21 protein-coding genes are annotated in these 22,299 nt (G+C 67.7%); 9 read left to right on the plus strand and 12 right to left on the minus strand.

The window, feature by feature from the left end; all coding sequences use genetic code 11:
- Positions 1-50: 50 nt before the first annotated feature.
- The 4 genes from ACTRWB_RS09925 to ACTRWB_RS09940 form a co-directional block, all read right to left on the minus strand.
- Positions 51-1,361 (minus strand): NAD(P)/FAD-dependent oxidoreductase, encoded by a 1,311-nt coding sequence (locus tag ACTRWB_RS09925; protein ID WP_446901764.1) that lies wholly within the window; start codon positions 1,359-1,361, stop codon positions 51-53.
- The gene (locus ACTRWB_RS09930; RefSeq protein WP_129514840.1) at positions 1,358-2,113 is read right to left on the minus strand and encodes an amino acid ABC transporter ATP-binding protein; all 756 of its coding nucleotides are present in this window, start codon (positions 2,111-2,113) and stop codon (positions 1,358-1,360) included. Before ACTRWB_RS09930 ends, ACTRWB_RS09925 begins: the two co-directional genes overlap by 4 nt.
- On the minus strand, positions 2,110-2,766 hold the full coding sequence (locus ACTRWB_RS09935; RefSeq protein ID WP_343493832.1) for an amino acid ABC transporter permease: 657 nt from the start codon (positions 2,764-2,766) through the stop codon (positions 2,110-2,112). Before ACTRWB_RS09935 ends, ACTRWB_RS09930 begins: the two co-directional genes overlap by 4 nt.
- Positions 2,767-2,854: 88 nt before the next feature.
- Positions 2,855-3,631, minus strand: coding sequence for an ABC transporter substrate-binding protein (locus ACTRWB_RS09940; RefSeq protein WP_446901765.1), 777 nt, complete (start codon positions 3,629-3,631; stop codon positions 2,855-2,857).
- 160 nt (positions 3,632-3,791) lie between these two features.
- On the opposite strand from ACTRWB_RS09940, the gene ACTRWB_RS09945 reads away from it, so the two are divergent.
- Positions 3,792-4,583 carry an IclR family transcriptional regulator gene (locus ACTRWB_RS09945; RefSeq protein WP_412024598.1) on the plus strand — a complete coding sequence of 264 codons (792 nt, stop codon included), beginning with the start codon at positions 3,792-3,794 and terminating at the stop codon, positions 4,581-4,583.
- A 95-nt stretch (positions 4,584-4,678) separates the two neighbouring features.
- On the opposite strand, the gene ACTRWB_RS09950 is transcribed toward ACTRWB_RS09945, so the two are convergent.
- The 3 genes from ACTRWB_RS09950 to ACTRWB_RS09960 all read right to left on the minus strand — a co-directional run bounded on the left by ACTRWB_RS09950 (position 4,679) and on the right by ACTRWB_RS09960 (position 8,214).
- Positions 4,679-6,001: a TIGR00366 family protein gene (locus ACTRWB_RS09950; protein WP_446901766.1), complete on the minus strand. Its 1,323-nt coding sequence runs from the start codon at positions 5,999-6,001 to the stop codon at positions 4,679-4,681.
- Positions 6,002-6,209: 208 nt separating this feature from the next.
- Positions 6,210-7,544, minus strand: coding sequence for a chloride channel protein (locus ACTRWB_RS09955; RefSeq protein WP_446901767.1), 1,335 nt, complete (start codon positions 7,542-7,544; stop codon positions 6,210-6,212).
- Between the two features lie 208 nt (positions 7,545-7,752).
- Positions 7,753-8,214 (minus strand): VOC family protein, encoded by a 462-nt coding sequence (locus tag ACTRWB_RS09960; protein WP_446901768.1) that lies wholly within the window; start codon positions 8,212-8,214, stop codon positions 7,753-7,755.
- 310 nt (positions 8,215-8,524) lie between these two features.
- On the opposite strand from ACTRWB_RS09960, the gene ACTRWB_RS09965 reads away from it, so the two are divergent.
- Entirely contained in the window at positions 8,525-9,667 is a 1,143-nt protein-coding gene (locus tag ACTRWB_RS09965) for a porin (protein WP_412024606.1), read from the plus strand.
- 214 nt (positions 9,668-9,881) lie between these two features.
- Positions 9,882-10,184, plus strand: a complete 303-nt coding sequence (locus tag ACTRWB_RS09970; RefSeq protein ID WP_446901769.1) for a DUF4148 domain-containing protein — start codon at positions 9,882-9,884, stop codon at positions 10,182-10,184.
- Positions 10,185-10,290: 106 nt separating this feature from the next.
- Here the strand turns inward: ACTRWB_RS09970 and ACTRWB_RS09975 are convergent, their stop codons facing one another.
- On the minus strand, positions 10,291-11,238 hold the full coding sequence (locus tag ACTRWB_RS09975; RefSeq protein ID WP_446901770.1) for a LysR family transcriptional regulator: 948 nt from the start codon (positions 11,236-11,238) through the stop codon (positions 10,291-10,293).
- A 201-nt stretch (positions 11,239-11,439) separates the two neighbouring features.
- Here ACTRWB_RS09975 and ACTRWB_RS09980 point away from each other — a divergent pair, with 201 nt between their 5' ends.
- Together ACTRWB_RS09980 and ACTRWB_RS09985 are read left to right on the plus strand one after the other, a co-directional pair.
- Positions 11,440-13,623, plus strand: coding sequence for an FUSC family protein (locus tag ACTRWB_RS09980; RefSeq protein ID WP_446901771.1), 2,184 nt, complete (start codon positions 11,440-11,442; stop codon positions 13,621-13,623).
- 137 nt (positions 13,624-13,760) lie between these two features.
- Positions 13,761-13,973, plus strand: coding sequence for a hypothetical protein (locus tag ACTRWB_RS09985; RefSeq protein ID WP_446901772.1), 213 nt, complete (start codon positions 13,761-13,763; stop codon positions 13,971-13,973).
- Positions 13,974-14,102: 129 nt separating this feature from the next.
- Here the strand turns inward: ACTRWB_RS09985 and ACTRWB_RS09990 are convergent, their stop codons facing one another.
- Both ACTRWB_RS09990 and ACTRWB_RS09995 read right to left on the minus strand, forming a co-directional pair.
- Positions 14,103-15,212, minus strand: a complete 1,110-nt coding sequence (locus ACTRWB_RS09990) for a P1 family peptidase (protein ID WP_446901773.1) — start codon at positions 15,210-15,212, stop codon at positions 14,103-14,105.
- A gap of 64 nt (positions 15,213-15,276) precedes the next feature.
- Positions 15,277-16,683, minus strand: coding sequence for an APC family permease (locus tag ACTRWB_RS09995; protein ID WP_446901774.1), 1,407 nt, complete (start codon positions 16,681-16,683; stop codon positions 15,277-15,279).
- A 124-nt stretch (positions 16,684-16,807) separates the two neighbouring features.
- Here ACTRWB_RS09995 and ACTRWB_RS10000 point away from each other — a divergent pair, with 124 nt between their 5' ends.
- Both ACTRWB_RS10000 and ACTRWB_RS10005 read left to right on the plus strand, forming a co-directional pair.
- Positions 16,808-17,608, plus strand: a complete 801-nt coding sequence (locus ACTRWB_RS10000) for a helix-turn-helix transcriptional regulator (protein ID WP_343493820.1) — start codon at positions 16,808-16,810, stop codon at positions 17,606-17,608.
- Positions 17,609-17,754: 146 nt separating this feature from the next.
- Positions 17,755-18,138 carry a hypothetical protein gene (locus tag ACTRWB_RS10005; protein WP_446901775.1) on the plus strand — a complete coding sequence of 128 codons (384 nt, stop codon included), beginning with the start codon at positions 17,755-17,757 and terminating at the stop codon, positions 18,136-18,138.
- 72 nt (positions 18,139-18,210) lie between these two features.
- Here the strand turns inward: ACTRWB_RS10005 and ACTRWB_RS10010 are convergent, their stop codons facing one another.
- Entirely contained in the window at positions 18,211-18,516 is a 306-nt protein-coding gene (locus ACTRWB_RS10010; RefSeq protein WP_129514821.1) for a panthothenate synthetase, read from the minus strand.
- Positions 18,517-18,704: 188 nt separating this feature from the next.
- On the minus strand, positions 18,705-20,144 hold the full coding sequence (locus ACTRWB_RS10015; RefSeq protein WP_446901776.1) for a cytochrome P450: 1,440 nt from the start codon (positions 20,142-20,144) through the stop codon (positions 18,705-18,707).
- Between the two features lie 87 nt (positions 20,145-20,231).
- Here ACTRWB_RS10015 and ACTRWB_RS10020 point away from each other — a divergent pair, with 87 nt between their 5' ends.
- Entirely contained in the window at positions 20,232-21,167 is a 936-nt protein-coding gene (locus ACTRWB_RS10020) for a helix-turn-helix domain-containing protein (protein ID WP_446901777.1), read from the plus strand.
- Positions 21,168-21,385: 218 nt separating this feature from the next.
- Positions 21,386-22,270, plus strand: a complete 885-nt coding sequence (locus tag ACTRWB_RS10025) for a LysR family transcriptional regulator (RefSeq protein ID WP_412024616.1) — start codon at positions 21,386-21,388, stop codon at positions 22,268-22,270.
- Positions 22,271-22,299: the final 29 nt, after the last annotated feature.

Here is a 22,299-nt window from a genome sequence, read left to right on the forward strand (position 1 = left end):
GTCGATTCTGCCCGATCGGATCACGGATGGCGACTCGCGGCCACGCCCCGTCAGGAAAGGCTGTCGAGCAGCCGATACCAGGCCACCCCGGCAGCGATATAGAAGCGCTGCAGCCCGTGAAACGGAATCGGCCGGATCGGCGTGGCGCGGAACGGCAGCGGCAGTTGCGCATCGCCCGACAGGTGCGCGGCCAGATGCTTGCCGAGTGTCGTCGCCATCGCGATGCCGCGGCCGTTGTAGCCGAGCGCGATCGTCACGCCCGGCGCGGGCTCGTGCACGTGTGGCATGAAATCCGCGGTGATCGCGACACGCCCCGCCCAACGGTATTCGAACCGGACACCCTTCAATTGCGGATACAGCAGCGTCGTTGCACGCTCGAGATGGCGCCAGTCGCTCGTCGCGCGCGGGTCCGCGAACGGGCCGCGGCCGCCCATCAGCAGGCGGCCGGCCGCGTCGCGGCGAAAGTACAGCAGCAGGCGCCGCGCATCCGACGCGACCTCGCCGCCGGCGAGAATGTCGCGGCCGAGATCCGGCGCGAGCGGCTGCGTCGCGACGATGAAACTGTTCGCGGCGATCACCGACTGGCGCAAGCCGGGCCACAGCCCGTCCGTGTAACCGTTGGTCGCGATCACGACGCGATCGGCCGTCAGCGTCGCACCGCCGGCCGTCGCGATCCGCCAGCGGCCGTCGGCACGCGTCAGCCCGACGGCGCGCGTCAGCCCGTGCACGCCCACCCCGCTCGCCTGTGCGGCACGCACGAGGCCGCGCGTATAGCTGAGCGGCTGCACGCTGCCTGCGCGGCGATCGATCCAGCCGCCCGCGTAGGCGTGCGTGCCGAGCCGCCGCGCGACGTCGTCGCGGCCGAGCACTTCAACCGGTGCACCGCGCGCGGCCCACTGCTGCGCGCGACGCGCGACCGTCTCGAGCATCGCGGCGGTCGGCGCCGGCTGGATCCAGCCGCCGCGACGCGCATCGCAGTCGATCGCATGCCGCGCGATCAGGTCGAACACCGTGTCGGCCGCGCCGCCGGCCACGCAGGCAAGCTGCTCGCCGGCCTCGTCGCCGAACCGGCGGATCAGTTCGTCGGGGTCGTATTTCAGCCCGGGGATTACTTGCCCGCCGTTACGGCCCGACGCACCCCAGCCCGGCTGCGCGCCGTCGATGACGCGCACCTTCACACCGCGTTCAGCGAGGTGGAGCGCGGTCGACAGCCCGGTGAAGCCGGCACCGACGATCGCCACGTCGCACGACGCGGACGCATCGAGCGCGGGAGTGTCGGGTGCCGGCGCGGCCGTCGCCGCCCACAGCGAATCCGGCCACCGGGAGTCGGGCCATGCGGGTACCGCGTTCCTTTCGCTCATGTTCGATCCGGGTTGGCGGCGCCGTCCGACGCCAGCAGACGACGCAGGAATTCCTGCGTGCGGGGATGCGTCGGCTGCGTGAGCACGTCGCGCGCGGGTCCGCTTTCGCAGATGGTGCCGTCGTGCAGGAAGCACACGCGATCCGCCACCTCGCGCGCGAACCCCATCTCGTGCGTGACGACCACCATGGTCATCCCGTCACGCGCGAGCCCGCGCATCACGCCGAGCACTTCGCCGACGAGTTCGGGATCGAGCGCCGACGTCGGCTCGTCGAACAGGATCGCCTGCGGCTCCATCGCGAGCGCGCGTGCGATCGCGACGCGCTGCTGCTGGCCACCCGACAGCTCGGACGGATACGCATTCATCCGGTGCGCGAGCCCGACCTTGTCGAGCAGCGCGCGGGCCTGCTCGCGCGCTTGCGCGGCCGGCACGCGCCGCACGTGCACGGGGCCTTCCATCACGTTCTCGAGCGCCGTGCGGTGCGAAAACAGGTTGAAGCGCTGGAACACCATGCCGACCCGCATCCGCAACTCGTGGATACGCTTCGAATGCGCATCGACCTTCACGCCGTCGATCGTGATCGAGCCTTCGTCGTAGGTTTCGAAGCCGTTGATACAGCGCAGCACGGTCGATTTGCCCGAGCCCGACGGCCCGATCAGGCACACGACTTCGCCCTGCTGCACGTCGAGACTCACGCCCTTCAGCACGGCGTGCTGCTGGAAGCGCTTGTGTATCGAGTCGATCCGGATCATGCGCTTCTCCTCAGCGCGAGCCGCTTGCCGAGCCGGTTCACGCCGAACATCAGCGGCAGGCCGAGCGCGAGATACAGCAGCGCGACGAGCGTATAGACGCTCATGTTCTGGAACGTCGACGACGCGATCAACTGGCCGGCGCGCGTGATCTCCGCGACCGTGATCGTCGACGCGACCGATGAATCCTTCAGCAGCATCACGAGCGTGTTGCCGTACGGCGGCAGCGCGATGCGGAACGCCTGCGGCAGCACCACGCGCCGCATGATCATCGGCCCGCGCATGCCGATCGCGTGCGCGGCCTCGATCTGGCCGCGGTCGATTGCCTCGATGCCGGCGCGGAAGTTTTCCGCCTGGTAGGCCGAATACGCGATGCCGAGGCCGAGCACGCCGGCCTGGAACGCCGACAGTTGCACGCCGAGATCGGGCAGCACGAAGTACATGTAGAACAGCTGCACGATGATCGGCAGCCCGCGGATCACGTTGACGATCGTGCTGCCGGCCGTCGACACGGCGCGATTGGGCGACACCTTCAACAGCGCGAGGACCAGCCCGAGCACCGAGCTGAGCACGAACGCGCATGCCGTGATCTCGATCGTGACCACCGCCCCCTTCAACAGGATCGGCAGGAAATCGATCGCGTTCTGAAAAAACATGAGGTCTCCTATGCGATTGGAAAACGCCACGCCGCAATGGGTGCCCGCGAGATGCGGGCGGTACCGGCCTGGAACCGCGGGCCGGCGCTCAGCTCATGTGCCACTTCTGCAGGATCTGCTGCAGCGTGCCGTCGCTTTTCATCTTGCGGATCGCGCCGTTGAGCTGCTCGAGCGTCGCGGTATCGCCCTTGCGCACGATGAAGCAGACCTGCCCCTTCACGACGCTCTGGTATTCGGGCACGAGCCGCACCTGGCGGTTGACGCCGTGATCGATCTGGTACGCGACGATCGGCTGGTCGGCGAAGCCCGCCTTGATGCGTCCGAGCGCGACGTCGCGCATGATGTCGGCGATCGAATCGTAGGTCCGGACTTCCTTGAAGATGCCTTTCTTGTTGAGCGCGTCGACGAATGCCGTGCCGACCTGCGCGCCGACCACCTGCCCCTTGAAATCGTCCATCGACGTATAGCGGCCCGGGTCGTCCGCCTTCACGATCAGGCCTTCGCCGAACGAATAGACCGTGTCGGAGAAATCGACGACCTGCTGGCGCGCCGGCGTCTTCAGCATCGCGGCCGAGATGATGTCGATCTTCTGCGTGGTCAGCGACGGGATAAGCGCCGAGAACACGGTCTGCTGCACGTCGACGCGAAAACCGGCCGATTTCCCGGCCGCGGAGATCGCGTCGACCATCATCCCCTGGATCGAATTGCTCTTGACGTCGAGAAACGTGAACGGCACGCCGGTGGCCGTCGCGCCAACCTTCAGCGTCGGCTCGGCCGCGGCGGCGCCCGCCGATGCCGCGGAAATGGCGATACAGGTGGCGAAACCGGCGGTCAGTGCGCCGAACCGCTTGATGAACGAAACCATGGTGTCTCCTTCTCGAATAATCCGGTACGCCGGCCAGTCGCCGATCGACATTGCGACGATGACCCGATCTTAAAACGAATCAAAAACATCGCAAATAGATTTTTGTGTATCGATATTCGATACGCTATGATGCGATATCGAATCGATCAAGCCCTCGCTCATGGAAACATCGCCCGATCAGTCAAACGACCTGCTGTTCAACCAGTCGCTGGAGAAAGGGCTGAACGTGCTGCGCGCGTTCAGCGCGAAGCGGCGCACGATGACGCTTGCGGAGGTGGCCGACGCGGCGGGGATGACGAAGAGCTCGGCGCAGCGGATGGTCTATACGCTCGAGAAGCTCGGCTATATCCGCAAGCATCCGGTCACGCGGCGTTACCAGCTCACGCCGCACGTGATGCGGATCGGCTTCAACTACCTCGCGGCCGATACGCTGATCGACGTCGCGAATCCGTTCCTGTCCGAGCTCACGAACCTGACCGGCGAAACCACCAACCTCACCGAGCCGGACGACGACGAGATGGTGTACGTCGCGCGTTTCGTGTCGACGAAGTTCGTGCCGATCCACATGCCGATCGGCAGCCGCATCCCGATGTTCTGCACCGGCAGCGGCCGCGCGTTTCTCAGTGCGCTGCCGCCCGACGATGCACGCGCGCGGCTCGACGGCATGGCGCGCACGCCGCACACGCCGCGCACGGTCACGGCGCTCGACGCGCTCGTCGCGCTGCTCGACAGCGCGCGGCACGAAGGTTATGCCACTAATCAGGAAGAACTGTTCATCGGCGATATGTCGATCGCGGCGCCCGTGCTCGGCAGCCAGGGGCAGCCCGTCGCGGCCGTGCATGTGGTCGCGCCGACGAGCCGCTGGACGTTCGATGACGCGCGCCGCAAGCTCGCGCCGGCCGTGATCGACTGCGCGCGCGGCATCAGCAATTCGATCCGGACGCTCGAATAGCGTCTGCGATCGGGGAACGGAGGCGCCGCTGCATTGCGCAGCGGCGCTTGTCATGATGCGGACGCCAAACCCCACCTGTGTCGCGCCGCGTTCCGTCAGAACAGATACATCCCCGCCACAAACACGACGCCCGAGAACAGCAGCGTCGTCACGCAATACCCCATGATGTCGCGCACGCCGAGCCCGGCGATCGCCAGCGCGGGCAGCGCCCAGAACGGCTGCGCCATGTTGGTCCATGCCTCGCCGTACGCGATCGCCATCGCGGCCTTGCCGAGATCGGCGCCGAGCGCCTGCGCGGCCGGCATCACGAACGGGCCCTGCACGACCCAGTGGCCGCCGCCCGACGGCACCGCGAAATTGATCACGGCCGAGCTCAGGAACGCGAGCAGCGGGAACGTATGCACGTTCGCGATATCGACGAACCACTTCGTGATCACGCCCGCGAGCCCCGAGTGATCCATCAGCGCCTGGATGCCTGCGTAGAACGGGAACTGGATCATAATCCCGGATGCACCGCGCGCCGCGCCGGCCACCGCGCGCGCATAGGCCATCGGCGTACGGTGCAGCAGGATGCCGGCCGCGAGGAACGCGAGGTTCACGGTGTCGATGTCGAGCGCGAGGCCCTTCTGCACGAAACGCAGCACGAGAAACGCCGCGCACAGCGCCGCGACGAAGACCGACAACACGCGGCTCTCTTCCAGCCGTTCCGCAAACGTCGCGTCGGGCCCGAGCTGGCGCTCGACGCTCGGCGGCTCGGCGAGCAGCGCCGGATCGACGCTGACGACGTCGCCGGGCTTCGGCATCATCATGCGCGCGAGAAACGGCAACATCACGATCAGCCCGATCGTGATGAACGCGTTGTAGCCGGTGAAGATCGTGTGCGACACGGGAATCAGCCCGATGGTCTTTTCCATCGGATTGCCCTTCGTGGCCGCGACGAGCGGGACCGAACCCGAGAGCCCGCCGTGCCAGCTCAGGAAGCCCATGTAGGCGGATGCGACGAGCAGGCGGTAATCGCTGCCGGCCACGCGGCGCGCGACTTCGCGTGCGAGCATCGCACCGAGCACGAGGCCGAAGCCCCAGTTGATCGCACAGGCGAGCGCGCCGACGAACGCGACGAGCATCACGCCCTGGCCCGGCGTGCGTGCGGTGCTCGCGAGCGCGACGAGCATGCGCTTGACGGGCGGCGAGCTCGCGAGTGCATGACCCGTGACGAGGATCATCACCATCTGCATCGAGAACGCGAGCAGGTTCCAGAAACCCGAACCCCACATCGTCGTGAGCTGCGCCGGTGTATTCGGCGTGAGGCCGAACGCGAGCGCGAACGTGACGATCGTCAGCAGGATCGCGAAAATCAACGGGTCGGGCAACACGCGGTGAACCACCTGCGTGAAGAAGCGGGAAATGCGCTGAATCAAGTTGTGCTCCTCGTTTCCTGATAGGGACGTCCGCGTGTGTCGTTGTTGGTGGGTACGCGGAAACGCGCGGATTCTTGCACAGAACCGGAGAACGCGCTTTGGAGTGCGCGGCGGCGATCGTGTGGTGGCGCGACCGGGAAAACGGGGACGACAACGGCGACAGGCGACGCGATCGGCGCCGCCTGCGAAGATGACGGATGACCGCGCGTTAGCGGGCTGCCGTCGTAGACATGCTCACTGCCGCAACCGCACTCGCCCGCCCCTCGGCCAGCCGCTGCGCGAACCGGTACGCCACGAGCGACCCTGCCACGGCAAGCAGCATCGGCACGAGGCTGTCGTGATCCGCACGCGTGAATTCGAGCAGCAGCACGACGGCCGTGATCGGCATCTGCATCGACGCGGCGAGAAACGCGGTCGCGCCGACGAGCGCACATCCGCCGATCGACGCGCCCGGCCACACGAGGCTCCACAGCCCGCCGAGCACGACGCCGAGCAGCGCGCCGTTCGCGAGGCCCGGCGTCAGCAGCCCGCCCTCCGCGCCGGCCCGCAGGCTGCCGGCCTCGATCAGCACCTTCAGCACGAGCAGCGCCGCCGCGAGACCGATCGTCAGCGTGCCGTCGAAGCCCAGCGACGCCGGGCCCTTGCCGTTGCCGAGCAGTTGCGGCAACCACATCGCGAGCACGCCGATCACCGCGAAGTTGACGAACGCGAACACCGGCAGCCGCCAGTCCTTCGGCGCGTTCGCCCGCGCACGGGTCGTGAGCCGCACGAAGCCGTACGCGGCGAAACCGAACAACGGCCCGCAGACGATCGACCATGCGACCAGCGGCGTGCTCAGCGCGAAGGCCGGCACCGTGTACTGGTGTTCGTTACCAAGGCCGATCCATGCGACGGCCGCGGCAATTGCCGACGTCACGACCGCGACGATCAGCGCACGCAGTTCGAACGTGCCGAGCAGCACTTCGAGCACGAAGATCGCACCGCCGAGCGGCACGTTATAGACAGCCGCAAGGCCCGCGCCGGCGCCGCACGCGACCATCAGCCGGCAGTCGTCGGGCGTGAGCCCCGCGCGATGCGCAAGCCGCCCGGCGAGCAGCGAGCCGATCTCGCGCGGCGCGACTTCGCGGCCGAGCGGCGAGCCAAGCGCGACGGTCACGATCTGCAGCAGCGCGTGAATCGTCGTGCTGACGAACGGCATCCGCGGATCGGCCGCGCGCACCGCGCGGCGAATGCTGACCAGCGGCCGGCCGTACCGGTAAAGCGCCCACCAGCCGCCGCCGGCAACGATCCCGCAGACGATCAGCACCGCGAGCCGGCGCAGCGGATCGGCACCGGTCACGCCGGTGAGGAAGCTCTCGGTGCCGATCACGTGTGCGACGCTGTAGCCGTACGCAACGTGCTGGATCGCATGCAGCAACAGCGCGAGCAGCATGCCGCCGAGCCCCGCGCCGACACCGGTCAGGATCGTGACGACGGCCACACGCGCGAACGGGCTGGCAGGCGGCGGAGAGGATACGGGAGTGGACGGGAGATCGAGGCGCATGGGGTGGGTGAACGGGGATCGAAAAGACGGCGCGCAACACGCGCGCCGTCGTCAGGACCGCATCGTAGGCCTGAGCCTCTCATGAGACAAACGTATTTTTCGAATCGACTCATGCGTTTTTTGAATACTCAACGGCAGACAGCAGTTGGCCGCGTGATCCGATCGACGAGGATGAATGGCAAGCGTCGATGCACGCACGCGTCGCGCTTCAGGACCAGCCTTCGAACGTCAGGCCGGTTTCGGCAGCCGCTTGCTCGGGCGTCACGTCCCGCACGTGCTGGCCGAACGTCCACACGTGCTGCTCCGGATCGCGTGCGCGATATGTGCGGTCGCCATAGAACTGGTCGGCCGGTTCCTGCAGGATTTCCGCACCGGCCTGCCGCGCGTGTTCGCAATGCGCGTCGACGCCGTCGGCAAGCTGCACGTGCACGCTTTGCGTGTTCCTGCCGCCGATCTCCTGCGGGCTCGCGACAAAATCGGCCCAATGCCCGCCGATCATCACGACACCACCGCGATGGGTGAGCTCCGCATGCGTGACCTGGCCGTCGGCGGTACGGACGACGATCCCGCGCGCGAAGCCGAACGCGCGCTCGAGCCATTCGAGTGCGGCATTCGGATCGCGGTAGTACACGGCGACGCTGATCGGCGGATGGCGGTCGGGCTGGGACATCGTGTGTCTCCGGTCGTGGGCGCGAGCGACTCATTCTCCGCGCGTCGACCGTGCCGATCAACCGCCGCGCCACGCAACGCACATGTTGCAACGGCACGACAGCCGGCCTGCGTCGAACCGATGCCGCCCGTGCGCGATCGCGCAAAAACGGCCGGCGTCGGGCGCGCTCGGCACGTCGTGTCAGTTTTGTGAAGGACTCTTGCCGGATCCGGAAAGGTGCGCTCGCAACGTCAGGCGGTCTTGAGCACGCGGTGCATTCCTATACTTGCGCCGAACTTTTGACCCCGGTCCCACACGCAGGAGCCTTTCCATGAAAAAAACCTTCATCGCCGGCGCATGCACCGCCGCGCTGTTCGCCCCGCTCGCCCACGCGCAAAGCTCGGTCACGCTATACGGCCTGATCGACGCCGGCATCGCGTACACCAACAACGCGGGCGGCGCATCGCTGTGGCGCCTGAGCACCGGCACGATCAACGGCAGCCGCTTCGGCCTGCGCGGCACCGAGGATCTCGGCGGCGGCGTGAAGGCGCTGTTCGTGCTGGAGAACGGCTTCAACGCGAACAACGGTGCACTCGGCCAGGACGGCAAGCTGTTCGGCCGCCATGCGTATGTCGGCCTGAGCGGCAATGGCTACGGCACGCTGACGCTCGGCCGCCAGTACGACACGATGGTCGACTTCGTCGCGCCGCTGTCCGCGACGGCCGGCGACTTCGGCGATGCGGGCTTCGCGCATCCGTTCGATAACGACAACCTGAACCATTCGCTGCGCATCAACAACGCGGTCAAGTACACGAGCGACACGGTCGCAGGCTTCAAGGCCGGCGCGATGTACGCATTCTCCAACTCGACGAACTTCAGCGCCAACCGCGCGTACAGCGTCGCGGCGAGCTACACGAACGGCCCGTTGAAGCTGGCCGGCGCGTACCTGCAGATGAACGGCACGAAGGGCTCGACGAGCGCCAGCCCCGGCGCGACCGATGCGGCCGAGGCGAAGAGCGTGAACCAGGGCGGCTGGTCGATCGGCTCGGACCGCATGCGCACGTACGGCGGCGGCATCAGCTACGTGTTCGGCCCGGCGACCGTCGGCTTCGTCTATACGCGCTCGCAGTACGACAACACGGGTTCGTTCGGCTCCAGCGGCCAGATCGCGTTCAACAACTACGACGTGAACGTGCGCTATGCGGTGACGCCGGCGGTCAGCCTCGGCGCGGCCTACGTGTACACGGACGCCAGCGTGTCGAACCCCGACAGCAAGCACGGTACCGATCCGAAGTGGCACCAGGTCGACCTGCAAGCCGTGTACAAACTGTCGCGTCGCACCGACGTGTACGCGGAGGCGATGTACCAGCATGCGTCGGGACGCGGCTATCAGGCGTTCATCAACGGGTCGGGTGGCGCATCGAGCACACCGAACCAGATCGTCGGCGCGATCGGCATGCGCACGCGGTTCTGATTCGTGTGGCGCAACGTCGCCCGTCGGCTATGAACCCGCGTTCGCAGGCGGGTTCGTTCGCCGCAGTCGTTGCGCCAATGTTGTTCCTTCTGCAAGGCAGCCTGCCTGGAATCGGGGTTTTTACGCGCGCGGGCGCTGCGTAGACTGCCATCGAAGGTCAGGGTCACGCATCGCGCGTCGACCCGGCCACCTACCCCGTACCCAGGAGAACCTCGTGAAATCGCTCGTCGTTACCGCCGCCGCTGCCGTCCTGCTTGCCGCACCGGCCCTGTCGTTCGCCCAGTCGCCGAAGTCGCCCGTCACGCGCGCGCAGGTGCTGCAGGAGCTGATCGATCTCGAGTCGGTGGGCTTCAACCCGGCGCGCGGTGAAGTCGGCAACTATCCGGAGGACATCATGGCGGCACAGGAACGACTTCAGACGAAGCGTCTCGCGGAGCAGAAAGCCGCGCAGGCCGCCTACGGCCCGGCCGGCGAGCCGGCCACCGAATCGGGCGCGGCGGCGAAGCCCGCGCTTTGATGACGTGACGAAGCGCCCCGCCCGCGTGAATGATGTGCCGCGAGCGAGGCGCGAGTCGCCTTTTCTAGAAGAAGAAATCGTTGGTGCGGCAACGCGCCGACGTGCGTCAGGCGGCCTGCGGTTCGCGGTCGATCGCGCTCAGCATCTCGACGTCGCGCGCGATCATCCCCGGCACCTGCGCACGCAGCATCTCGACCCAGGTCCGCACCTTCGCGTCGACGAAGCGGCGCGACGGATACAGCGCATACACGTTCATCTTCTGCAGGATATGCGCGGGCAGCACGCGCACGAGCGTGCCGTCGTGCAGCGCGTCGATCGCCGAGTACAGCGGCAGCATGCCGATCCCGATGCCGTCGCGGATCGCGAGTGCGAGCGATTCGGCCGTATTGGTCTGGACCGGCCCGGCGACATGGATCTGCTCGACGCCTTCGGGCCCTTCGAGCACCCACTCGTGCGTCGGGAACGCCGGCGTGCTAAGCGTCAGGCACGCATGCGCGGCGAGATCCTGCGGACGGGCCGGCACGCCGTGCCGTTTCAGATAGTCGGGCGACGCGCACAGGATGCTGAACGTCGAGCCGAGCAGGTGCGACACGAGTTCCGAATCGGGCAGCGACGACGCGGCCACGACGGCCATGTCGCTCGTGCCGTCGAACAGGTCGGGCATGCGCTGCGACAGCGACAGCTCGATCGACACGTCCGGGAACTGCGCGTGATAACGCGTCAGCGCGGGCAACACATAGTGATGACCGACACTCGCGAAGCTGTGCATGCGCAGCACACCGGCCGGGCGCTCGTGCGCGCAGCTCGCCTCCTCTTCCGCGCGGTCGACGTCGGCGAGGATCTGGCGGCAGCGCCGCAGATAACTTTCGCCGGCCGACGTGAGCGCGAGGCGGCGCGTCGAGCGATTCATCAGACGGGTGCGCAGGCGCGCCTCGAGTTCCGACACCGCGCGCGACATCGCGCCCGTCGTCGAATTCAGCGATTGCGCGGCGGCGGTGAAGCTGCCCGTCTCGACGACGCGCGTAAACACCCGCATGTTTTGTAGCGTATCCATTCCTGTGAGCAACCTGTAGCGGAGCCGCTATTTTCCTCCACGGGATGCGACAGATTGTTACGTCGGCTGCAACTATCGTTTCCCCGCAGCTGCGTTAATACGACGGCGCCGCACTCCTACAATCGGCGCCTCACCAGTCGAACGGACCCGTTCGGACAGGCCGCGGCACCGTGCCGGGCGCCGCACGGGCCCCCTCTTTTCATGAAGCCACAACCTGCGATCGAGCGACCTTCCATCGAACCGGCACGATGGAGGGCATGGCTCGATCCGCTCGGCGACGCGGCGCGCGACTGGGCCGCCAGCGACGGGCTGATCTGGCTGCACCTCGCGAAAACCGTGCTGGCAGCGCTGCTGGCGATGGGCATCGCGATGCGTCTCGAGATGTCGCAGCCGCGCACGGCGATGACGACCGTGTTCGTGCTGATGCAGCCGTTGTCGGGGATGGTGTTCGCGAAGAGCTTCTACCGCGTGCTCGGCACGGCGGCCGGCCTCGTCGCCGCGCTCGCGCTCGGCGGGTTGTTCGCGCAGCAGCCCGAGCTGTACATGGCTGGCCTCACGCTGTGGATCGGCGGCTGCATCGCGCTCGCGGTGCGCAACCGCCACTTCCGTTGGTACGGTTTCGTGCTCGCCGGCTACACGGCCGCGCTGATCGGCTTGCCGGCGGTGATGACGCCGCAGACGCTGTTCCAGTCCGCACTCACGCGCGCCGCGGAAGTCGCGCTGGGCATCGCGTGCTCGGGCGCGGTCAGCGCGCTGATTCTGCCGCTCAGCTCCGCGAAGGCGCTGATGCGCTCGCTGAGTGCGCGCCACACGACGTTCGCGGCCTTCACGGCCGGCGCGCTCGCAGGCGACGTCGCACGCGGCGATTTCGAGCGGCGCTTCGCCGATTTCGTCGACGATATCGTCGGCTTCGAGGCCAACCGCGCATTCGCGTCGTTCGAGGATCCGCACATCCGCGCGCGCAGCCGCCGGCTCGCACGGCTGAACAGCGAGTTCATGAACGCATGTACGCGGTTGCATGCGCTGCACCAGCTCGTCAAGCGCCTACGTGCGAATGGCTCGGACGCGGTGCTCGACGCGCTCGCGCCGCACGTCGACGCACTCGCGCTGCGGTTCGCCGCGCTGCGCGACGAGCGACAGCGCGGCAACGCGCCGGCCACTGGCGCGCTGCTCGAACTGCGCCGCTTTCACAGTGCGCTGCCGAAGGCCGCGCGTGCGTCGCGGCGGAACCTCGAGGACCATGCGGCCGGCGGGCTGCTCGACTTCGATACGGCGATCGAGCTGCTGTACCGCTTCATCGGCGAATATCTCGGCTACGCCGATACCTACGCGTCGCTCGACCAGGACGATCACGCGTTCGAGCGCTCGGTCACGCATTACGCGGTGAAGACCAACTCGTTCTTCGTCGGCTTCGCGTTCCTGCGCACCGTCGTCGCCGTCGGTGCGATGAGCGCGTTCTGGATCGCGTCGGAGTGGCCGAGCGGCTCGCTCGCGGTGATCGCCACCGCGATCGCTTGCGCGCTCAGCTCGACGTCGCCGCGCGCGCCGAAGTTCGTCGCGCAGATGGGCGTCGGCGCGGCATTCGCGACCGCTGTCGGTTACCTGTTCCTGTGCTACGTGTATCCGAACATCGACGGCTTCCCGCTGCTGTGCGCGATGCTCGCGCCGGTGCTGGGCCTCGGCGCGTTTCTGGCGATGCGGCCGGGCCTGTCCGGCTACGGGATCGGCTTCGCGGTGTTCTTCTGCCTGCTCGCGGGCCCCGACAACGCGATCGCGTATACGCCCGAGGTGCTGATCAACAACGGGCTGGCGATCGTCGTCGCGATGCTCGCGTGCTCGCTGGTGTTCGCCGTCGTGTTCCCCACCCACATGCCGTGGCTCACGGGCCGGATCGCGCACGACCTGCGCCGCCAGGTCACGCTTGCGTGCGAAGGCGCGCCGGACGGCCTCGCGCAGCGCTTCCAGTCGAGCACGCACGACCTGATGGCGCAGTTGCGCATGCTGCTCGTGCGGCGCACGCGGCAGCATCGCGACGCGTTGCGCTGGATGCTGTCGACGCTCGAGGTCGGCCACGCGGTCATCGACCTGCGCGACGAACTGCACGCGTTCTGCGCATCGAAACCGCCGCAGACGCTGCGCTGGACCGGTTCGATCGATGCGGTGCTGGACGAACTGCCGCGCTTCTTCGACGATCCGACACCCGGCCATCACGCGCGCACGCTGAAATCGGTGAATCTCGCGATCCGCGCGGCGCAGCACACGCTGCAGGCGTGGTACGCGGTGCCCGACGCGCGCCGAAGCATGCAACGGATCGTCGGCTGCCTGCACTTCATGCGCAGCGCGCTGCTGGACAAGGACGCGCCCTTCAACCGGCACCGGTACTGAACATCGGTGCGCGCGCAACGGGATCCTTGTTCCGATTGGAAATAAGCTCTACAGCCGCGGTGATTAATCTTTAAGCAGTGCGAGCCTATAGTTTCCTCACTGCCAGCGAGACTGGCATCCACCCAGGAGAAACCAAAATGAAGCCGCTGCACCTCGCCCTCGTTGCCCTGTCGCTCACCGCTGCTGTCGCCCACGCGCAGCCGGCACCGGCAGACGTCGCACAGCAACAGGCGAACCGCACCGAAGCCGTCAAGGCCGCCGGCCGCGTCGATCGTGCGCAATCGAAGCAGGAAGACCCGAACACCTGTGTCGGCCCCGTCAGCTTCTGCAACATCTACTTCGGCAGCTGAGCATGACGCCGCGCCGTCACGGCCAGGTCCGCATCGCCCGCATCGACTCCGCGGGCGGGCGGCGTGCCGGTCGATCGCCGCATCGCCGCCCCGCCTCACGCCGCTTCATTTGAAGCGGCGCTTGCCGTTTCAGGCGCCACGCCCCGGCCGCCAGCCCACTTCCCGCAACGCGTCCAGCAAGCGCGCCGGCCCGAGCCCTTCGACCCGCGCCCCGCGCGACTCGACGTTGCCACCCGCGACCAGCGCATTCACGATCGCTTCCTCCACCGCTTCCGCCGCCGCGACGAACAGCGCGGAAATATGGTCATTGTTGACCATCTTCACGCCGGTGGTCGGTGCGCCCTTGCTGCCGTAGTTCGCCGCCGGCAGGCCGTCATTGCCCGTTGCGAACGCAAGGAAGATGTCGCCGCTCGAATCCTCCGTGCCGCCGCCGACGCGCGCGAGCCCGACGCTTGCGCGCTGCGCGAGACGCGTGCACTGGTGCGGCAGCAGCGGCGCGTCGGTCGCGATCGTGACGACGATCGAACCCATGCCGGCCTCGCCTGCCGCGTCGGGCGCGCGGAATGGCGAATGCACATGCCGCAGCACTTCGCCGACCGGGTAGCCGGCCACGCGCAACATGTCGCGCACGCCGTAGTTCGCCTGCACGAGCGCGCCGACGGTCCAGCCGCCCGCGTCGGCCGCGACCACGCGCGACGCGGTGCCGATGCCGCCCTTGAACTCGTGGCAGATCATGCCGGTGCCGCCGCCCACGCCGCCTTCGGCGACCGGCCCCGACTGCGCGGCGGCCAGCGCACGCTGCACGTGCGCGGCGTTTACGTGCTGCCCCCAGATGTCGTTCAGCAGCCCGTCGTAGGTTTCCATCACGACCGGCATGCACCAGTACACGCGGCCGGCCGCCGCTTCACGCTCGTTCGCAACGAGCGCGTCGCGCACCGCGCCGACGCTGTGCGTGTTCGTATAGGCGATCGGCGTCGTCAGCAGGCCCGCCTCGCGGATCCATTCGAGCCCTGTCGCGTCGCCATTGCCGTTCAGCACGTGCACGCCCGCGAAGCACGGCGAATCGTGCGCGGCGCCCGCGCGCGGCTCGATGACGGTGACGCCGGTGCGAATCGATGCGTCGCCGTTCTCGACGTTCAGCGTGCAATGTCCGACCCGCACGCCCGGAACGTCCGTGATCGCGTTGAAGCGGCCCGGTGTGCCGAGTCCGATGCGAATGCCGAGATCCCTCGTGCGCATGATGCAGTTCCTCCAGTCTTTCAATGGTTCGGTGTTTCGGTGCTGCAAGGTGTCGATCCTTCGTTCAGAGCGCGCGGAATGCTTCGCTGTGGCGCGCCCAGACGACATACATCACGAGCGCGGCGACCAGCAGCCCCGCAATGATGATCAGGTCGGTCGGCTTCGTCGCCGTCGCCAGCGTCGTGTAGAGCGTGTACGCGGCGCCCGCCACCGCGACGAGCGGCGTCACGGGCCACAGCGGCATCCGGTAGTGATGTTCGACGTCGCGGCGCACGAACCGGCTCGCGAGCGCGGCCAGCCCGACGACCAGATAGATCAGCAGCAGCAGGTCGACCGTGAACGCGGTCAGCTCGTCCAGGCTCGACACGAACACGAGCCCCGCCGACGGCACCGCGAGCGCGATCGTCGCGAGCCACGGCGATTCCAGGCGCGGATGGATCGTCGAGAATGCACGGTTGCAGGTGCGCGACCAGAGCGCGTGCCGGCCGCTGCTGTACAGCAGGCGACCCATCGTGATCACGATTGCGATGATCGCATTGAACACCGACAGGAAGATCCCGGCGCTGACCACGCGCGACACGGCCGGGTTGCTGAGCGAACGCACGACATAACCGATCGGGTCGGTACTCTTCGTGAGTTCGGTCAGCGACGGCGCGCCGAGCACGATCGCGGTGAGCGGAACCAGTTCGACGACGAGGATCACGAGCAGCGAATAGATCACCGCCTTCGCGACGTTGCGGTTGCCGCCGCGCAGGTCTTCGGCAAGATAGGCGGCGGAGCCGAAGCCGTTGTAGCAGAAGATCGCCGTGCCGATCGCGGGCACGATCGCTGCGAGCGTCGCCGGGACGAGCGCGTTGCCGCTCGCGACGACCGGCGCGATCAACACGTCGGCGCCGCGATGCAGCGCGCCGAAACCGAGCCCCGCGATCAGCATCAGCACGCCGATCTCGACGACCAGGAACGCGCCGGTGATCCATGCGTTGGTCTTGATGTTCAGCATGCCGAGCAGGTAGCTGAGCAGCACGATCGTCAGCGCGACCGACTGGTTGCTGAAATGCGTGCCGAGTGCGTTGTTCAGGTAAGGCGCGGCACCGCTCGCGAGCACGGCCGGGATGAACACGCTGACCGACAGCACCGTGATGAAGGTCAGGTAGCCCGGCAGCGTGCCGAACACGCGCTTGGCCATCACGTACTCGCCGCCCGCGCTGCGGTGCGCGGCGCTGAGCTCCGCATAGCAGAGCGCGAACGCGAGCGCGAGCACGCCGCCGAGCAGGAACGACAGCACGGCGCCGCTGCCGGCCTGCTGGATCGCAAACGGCGCGATCACGAAGATCGAGCTTGCGGGCGTCACGCCCGACACGGTGATCATCACCGCATCGCGCACGCTGAGCGTCTGCGACAGCGCGCGCGGCGCGTCTTCCGTTGCAGGCGCCGCTTGCAGCGTGCCCGTCGATTCCGACATCATCGCCATTTCGTTCTCCTGTGCTGCACTTTTTTGAACGCCCATACTCGGGCCCGACTGATTGCGTGGCAGTCTAGGAAGCCAATTTCAGGACCGCTATTCCCCCTTCGTGTTACGCCTTTCCGGTGGTGGTATGGATCGTCTCTTTTCCGAAATCGCGATGCACCAGGCGCTTGGCCGCGCAATCGATCATCTCGGCCAGCCGCGTTTCTGGCGGTTCCTGGTGCTGCTGCTCAATGAAATGGCGCCATTCGACAATGCGCTCGCGACCGCGGTCGGCCGCGACGGCGTGCCGCTCGTGCTCGACGAATACGACACGGGCGGCACCGACACCGCATCGCCGGTGCCGCTTTACCTGAACGGGTTATATCTGCTCGACCCGTTCCTGCAGGCCGCGCACGACGGGCTCGCCGACGGCTGTTACCGGCTCGAGGAAGTCGCGCCCGACCTGTTCCGGCAGAGCGAGTATTTCCTCAGCTACTTCCGCGATGCGGTCGGCGACGACGAGATCCAGATCCTGGTGCGGCCGACCCCCGACACGCTGCTGTCGCTGTCGCTCGGCGCGGCCGCGCGCTTCGACGTCGAGCCGCTCGGCAAGCTGACGGCCGCGATGCCGTGGGTGCTCGCGACGATCCGGCAGCACTGGCGGCTGGTGGGCGACACCGCGCGCGTGACGCCCGACGCCGATCTCGGCGCACGCGTCGAGCAGGCGCTCGCACGCTTCGGTGCGGGTGTACTGACCGATCGCGAGATGTCGATCGCGAGAATGGTGCTGCGCGGCAATTCGTCGAAGGCGATTGCCGAGCGGCTCGCGATTTCACCGGAAACGGTGAAGGTGCACCGGCGGCATCTTTACGCGAAGCTTGGAATCTCGTCGCAGCCCGAGCTGTTTTCGCGATTCATCCAGGCGCTCGGGGAAGACGCGGCGGGATGAGCGCATCGACACATCGATAAAGACGGATGGCAACGCGTGCGGATTCGTGCAATATCCGTGAATCGCCGCATCCCGTGGTCATCCGTTGAATCACATACGGATGATCCGTCGACAACGAGACTGCCCGGAAACAGGAATCCCGATTCATGTCGCTCATTCCGCTCGTCGGACTTGGCTGGTTGCTTCTGTGCGCCATCAGCGCCGCATCGATCGTGCTCGTGCCACCGCTGGTGCTGGCCGCCTGCCTGATGGGAAAAGATGTCTGGTCGATCCTGACGCGCGGCCGGCTGCAGTTCGCGTTCCTCGCCTACCTGGGTTCCGCGCCGGTGCCGGCGGTCTTCACGTTCCTGCTGGAAGCCGGCGCCACGGCCGGGAGTGCCGGCGGCGTTGCGCCCGATAGCCTGACCGCGTGGAACGAACGGTGTTTTTTCATTTTCGTGGGTGCGGCAGCGCTGAGCGGCCTGCTGTTGCTGCTGCGGCCGAAAGACAGGCAAGCGGCAAACGTCGAGCCGTCACAGACTGCGCCATAGCCGGCGCGCGAACGCCGCGCCATGCCGCCCGCCCGGTTCTCGGGCAGGGGCACGGTCATGCGCAGCGTCCTGCTACCGCCACTTCGTGCCGAGTTGCGCGAGCCCGGCGTTCCGGAGATCGTCCGGCAGCATCACCACGCGGAACTCGCAGTCTGCATTCAACATCAGGAACCACGGCTCCGCGAGCGCCGGGATCTGCGACGGGTCATCCAGATTGACGATCACGACCGCCCCGCGCCCGCCGTTCTGCTCCGTGAAATACACGGCCTCCGGCTTGACCGCTTCGAGTATTCGCGAGATCACGTCGCCGACGCTGCCGTCGCGCACCAGCGTGTTGAACGGCTCGTGAGGGATTCGTATGTTGAGAAGCATGCGCATGACCATCCTCCTTAGGCTCCGCCCGGCTTGGGCCCTTCAAGCATAGGTGCTGCGCGACGCCGCGCCAGCGGCGCCGCAAGCAGTTGCCGGCACGCATTCACATTCCGACGATTCGATGACACCGCGTCGCGCAAACGGCCATCGCCCGCGCGATGCAGGCCGGGTCGAATCGACCGCTCATGCCTCCATCACGCGGAGACCGTATCGGCCGTCAGCCCCGTCGGCGCGATCGCCAGATGCAACGCCCGCTCCGGCCGCAGCGTCACGTTCAGCACCTCGCGCGGCGGCGTCATGCCGGGCGGCACCGACAACACATAACGCTGCAGGATCATTGCGGCCACAACCGTCATCTCCGTCATCGCCAGATGCTGCCCGAGGCACACGCGCGGGCCGGTACCGAACGGCATGTACGCACCGCGCGGCAGCGCCGGCGCATCGTCGGCGAAGCGCTCCGGACGAAACGCATCGGGCTCCGGAAACCATCGCGGATCGCGCTGCATCAGCTGCAGCGGCAGCATGAACAGCGTGCGCGCGGGAAACTGCCATGCGCCCAGCGTGATCGGCCGCGCGGCGCGCCGGCTGATCAGGATCGGCGCGGACGGATACAGCCGCAGCGTTTCGTCGAGCGTCTGCGTCAGGTAGCGCAACGAAGAACGCGTCTCGGCGGACGGCGCGCGACCGCCCAGCACGCGGGACACCTCGTCGCGCGCGGCGGCTTGCATCGCCGGATTCGTGGCCATGCACCATGCCCACCAGGTCAGCGCGCCGGCCGTCGTCTCGTGGCCGGCCAGGAACGCGGTCACGCATTCGTCGTGCACGGCCTGCAGCGGCCATTTCCGCGCATCCGTCCGATGCAGCCGCAACAGGCGCGACAGCAGATCGTCGGGCCACGTATGCTCGGGCCGGTCGAGGCGCACATGCAGTTGCCGGTCGATCAGCTCGTTCAGCACCGCCATCGCCCGCACCTTGGCGCGCTTCCACGGCACCCAGTCCGGCGTGCTTGCCGGCACGTAGAACGCGGCGTTGGCCGCCGCGCTCACCACGCGCACCGCCTCCTCGGCCGCACGCGCATCGTCGCCGATCGTTTCGGAGAACATCGTGCGCATGATCACGTCCATCGCCAGCGACGTCAGCGCGCTTTCGATCGGCCAGTCCGGATCGCGTGCGGGCCACTGCGCGAGCGCATGACCGGCCGTCGACGCAATCGCCGGAACGAACGCCTGAACCGGCTTCGGCATGAAGTTCGGTTGCAGCGCATGCCGCTTGTCGCGCCACGCATCGCCCTCGGCGACCAGCACGCTGTGGCCGTGCACCTGCCCGAATACGCGGATCGCGCGCTCCCAGCGCCCGAGCGCATCGTGTTGCGTGACCAGCAGCTCGCGCACGAGCGCCGGATCGGTCACGACCACCGCGTGCTCGGGCCACACGCGCAAGTGCACGACGTCGCCGTACGCACGCTGCCAGCCGGCCAGCGTGCCGATCAGGTCGCGCGACATCGCGCGCAGCAGCCCCCACCCTGTCAGGCCGGCGCGCGGCCCCGGCGGCCATACGCCGGGCGGGTGAAGCACGGGCGCCGGCGCAGCGGTGCCCGCATGGAATGGACATTGGGAAGAGGTTCGTGTGTTCATGCGACGGATTGTCCGCAGCGGCGAGCCGGCGGTCTTGAACGCAAACGACATCGACACGCATCCGGACGGTCCCTATACTCCGGCGTCATGTTCTCCGGACCGCCATCGATCCCGCTGTCATGCCCCGATCCGCTTGCGCGCGCACCTCGTGTCGCGAGCGGCGGGCGGTCGCCGCATGCGCGGCTGCATCCCGCACCGGCCGCGCTGCAGGGCGCGGTGGTCGCGATCGTCCTGTACGACACGCGCGGCTTCGCGTTGAGCGACGCGCAGCGACTCTCGCACTTTCCGGCCACGCCGCTCGTCTGCGTATCGTGGTACCGCGATCTCGACGCCGGCTTCGTCGAACGCACGGCCGATGGCCCGCAGTGGCGCCCGTTCGGCGCGGCGGCGACGCTGTCGGGCAGCCATTCGGCCCCCACCGTCGCGTGGGCGCCGACGGGCGGGCTGATCGGCATGATCTGTTTCACCGCCGATGCGGCGCGGACGCTGTTCGGCATCGCGCTGCCGGATATCCACGACCGCGTGCTCGACGCACACGCGTGCCTCGGCCACGACTGGCATCCGCTGCTCGATGCACTGATCGGCGCGGATCGCGACGCCGACGTGCTGGCGGCCATCGACCGCCATCTCGCGCCGCGCTGGCAGGCGCTGCGGCCCGCGACGCCGCTGTCGTCGCTGCGCAACGCGGGACGCAGCTGGGTCGAGCGCCTCGCGCTGCAGGCGCGCGAATGGCGCGGTACACACAGCCCGCGTCAGGTCGAACGGCGCATCAAGACCTACAGCGGCCGATCGCTGCGCGAATGGCAGGCGCTCGTCAGGACCGAAAGTGCGTTTTTTGCGGCACGCGACCGGTTCGAAGCCGGTGCCGCGTTCAACTGGGCCACACTGGCGCTGGACGAAGGATTCGCCGACCAGGCGCACCTGAGCCGTGAGGTCAAGCGCATCACGGGCTTCTCGCCGAGCGAATTCACGCAGCGCTTCATCGACGACGAATCGTTCTGGATGTATCGGCTGTGGGTGTGACACGGCGGCGGCCGGGTTCCGAAGCGTCGTCCTGACCTTCATCGATAGTCGAAGCGCACGCGGATCGGCACAGCGCCTGCCGTGTCGCTGAACCTGCCCCGCCGTTACTTGTACTACTCGCTTCGGTTGCCCGTTTCGACCCGCACGGGCATGATGGGCGCGAACAATTCGCCTGCCTGCCGTCCGTTGCCCGTCCGGCTTCCCACGTCACTTCGTCCATGTCACTACGCGCATTCAGAACGCTGGTCGCGATCGCCCGATACCGGACCTTCGCGCGCGCCGGCGAAGCCATCGGGCTCACGCAATCGGCGGTGAGCCTGCAGATCAAGACGCTCGAAAGCGAATACAACGTGCAGTTGTTCGACCGTTCGCGCCGTCAGCCGGTGCTGACCGAGGCCGGCAACATCCTGCTCGCGCAGGCCGAGCAGGTGCTCGCGATGGTCGACCGGATTCCCGATGCGCTCAGCGACGAGAAGAAGCTCGTCGGCCGCCTGCGGATCGGCGCGATCCAGACCGCGCTGTCCGGCCCGTTGCCCGACGCGCTGCTCGCGTTGCGTGATGCGCATCCGTCGCTGCGCGTGCACGTGTCCGCCGGCATGTCGGCCGAGCTGGCGAACCGCGTCGCGGCCGGCGAACTCGATGCGGCCATCACGACGCGCCCCGTGCGCCCGCATCCGGCCGAACTGACGTGGACCACGCTGTACGAGGATCGCTTCTGGCTGCTGGCACCGCCTGACTATGCGGAACGCGACGCGGGCACGCTGCTCGACGCGCTGCCGTTCATCCGCTTCGACGCGCAGGCCTGGGCCGGCCGCATGATCGCCGCCGAACTGCGCCGCATCGGCGTGCGCGTACGCGAGGAGATGGTGCTGGACAGCGCGGAAACGATCGCGCGCATGGTGGCGCGCGGGCTCGGTGCGGCGATCGTCGCGCTCCCCGATGCGACGCTCGCGCGCCTGCCGCCCGTCACGCGCTTGCCGTTCGGCCAGCCGCAGATGGGACGCGCGGTCGTGCTGCTCGAACATCAGTCGCGTCCGGCGGAGCGTTTCGCGCGTGCACTGGCCGCCGAAGTCACCGCGTCATCGATGAGAATTTCTCATTGAACACCCGATAATTAACAATTATTCCTGTT

It is taken from the genome of Burkholderia sp. YIM B11467, assembly GCF_052952715.1.

What these genes read in the sequence shown, in the direction of transcription:
- ACTRWB_RS10000 (WP_343493820.1), top strand. Translation starts at nt 16,808, where the DNA reads ATGGATCGTCTCTTTTCCGAAATCGCGATGCACCAGGCGCTTGGCCGC.
- ACTRWB_RS09935 (WP_343493832.1), bottom strand. Translation starts at nt 2,766, where the DNA reads ATGTTTTTTCAGAACGCGATCGATTTCCTGCCGATCCTGTTGAAGGGG.
- ACTRWB_RS09925 (WP_446901764.1), bottom strand. Translation starts at nt 1,361, where the DNA reads ATGAGCGAAAGGAACGCGGTACCCGCATGGCCCGACTCCCGGTGGCCG.
- ACTRWB_RS09990 (WP_446901773.1), bottom strand. Translation starts at nt 15,212, where the DNA reads ATGCGCACGAGGGATCTCGGCATTCGCATCGGACTCGGCACACCGGGC.
- ACTRWB_RS10010 (WP_129514821.1), bottom strand. Translation starts at nt 18,516, where the DNA reads ATGCGCATGCTTCTCAACATACGAATCCCTCACGAGCCGTTCAACACG.
- ACTRWB_RS09940 (WP_446901765.1), bottom strand. Translation starts at nt 3,631, where the DNA reads ATGGTTTCGTTCATCAAGCGGTTCGGCGCACTGACCGCCGGTTTCGCC.
- ACTRWB_RS10020 (WP_446901777.1), top strand. Translation starts at nt 20,232, where the DNA reads ATGTTCTCCGGACCGCCATCGATCCCGCTGTCATGCCCCGATCCGCTT.
- ACTRWB_RS09955 (WP_446901767.1), bottom strand. Translation starts at nt 7,544, where the DNA reads ATGCGCCTCGATCTCCCGTCCACTCCCGTATCCTCTCCGCCGCCTGCC.
- ACTRWB_RS09975 (WP_446901770.1), bottom strand. Translation starts at nt 11,238, where the DNA reads ATGGATACGCTACAAAACATGCGGGTGTTTACGCGCGTCGTCGAGACG.
- ACTRWB_RS09930 (WP_129514840.1), bottom strand. Translation starts at nt 2,113, where the DNA reads ATGATCCGGATCGACTCGATACACAAGCGCTTCCAGCAGCACGCCGTG.
- ACTRWB_RS10005 (WP_446901775.1), top strand. Translation starts at nt 17,755, where the DNA reads ATGTCGCTCATTCCGCTCGTCGGACTTGGCTGGTTGCTTCTGTGCGCC.
- ACTRWB_RS09945 (WP_412024598.1), top strand. Translation starts at nt 3,792, where the DNA reads ATGGAAACATCGCCCGATCAGTCAAACGACCTGCTGTTCAACCAGTCG.
- ACTRWB_RS09985 (WP_446901772.1), top strand. Translation starts at nt 13,761, where the DNA reads ATGAAGCCGCTGCACCTCGCCCTCGTTGCCCTGTCGCTCACCGCTGCT.
- ACTRWB_RS09965 (WP_412024606.1), top strand. Translation starts at nt 8,525, where the DNA reads ATGAAAAAAACCTTCATCGCCGGCGCATGCACCGCCGCGCTGTTCGCC.
- ACTRWB_RS09980 (WP_446901771.1), top strand. Translation starts at nt 11,440, where the DNA reads ATGAAGCCACAACCTGCGATCGAGCGACCTTCCATCGAACCGGCACGA.
- ACTRWB_RS10015 (WP_446901776.1), bottom strand. Translation starts at nt 20,144, where the DNA reads ATGAACACACGAACCTCTTCCCAATGTCCATTCCATGCGGGCACCGCT.
- ACTRWB_RS09960 (WP_446901768.1), bottom strand. Translation starts at nt 8,214, where the DNA reads ATGTCCCAGCCCGACCGCCATCCGCCGATCAGCGTCGCCGTGTACTAC.
- ACTRWB_RS10025 (WP_412024616.1), top strand. Translation starts at nt 21,386, where the DNA reads ATGTCACTACGCGCATTCAGAACGCTGGTCGCGATCGCCCGATACCGG.
- ACTRWB_RS09995 (WP_446901774.1), bottom strand. Translation starts at nt 16,683, where the DNA reads ATGGCGATGATGTCGGAATCGACGGGCACGCTGCAAGCGGCGCCTGCA.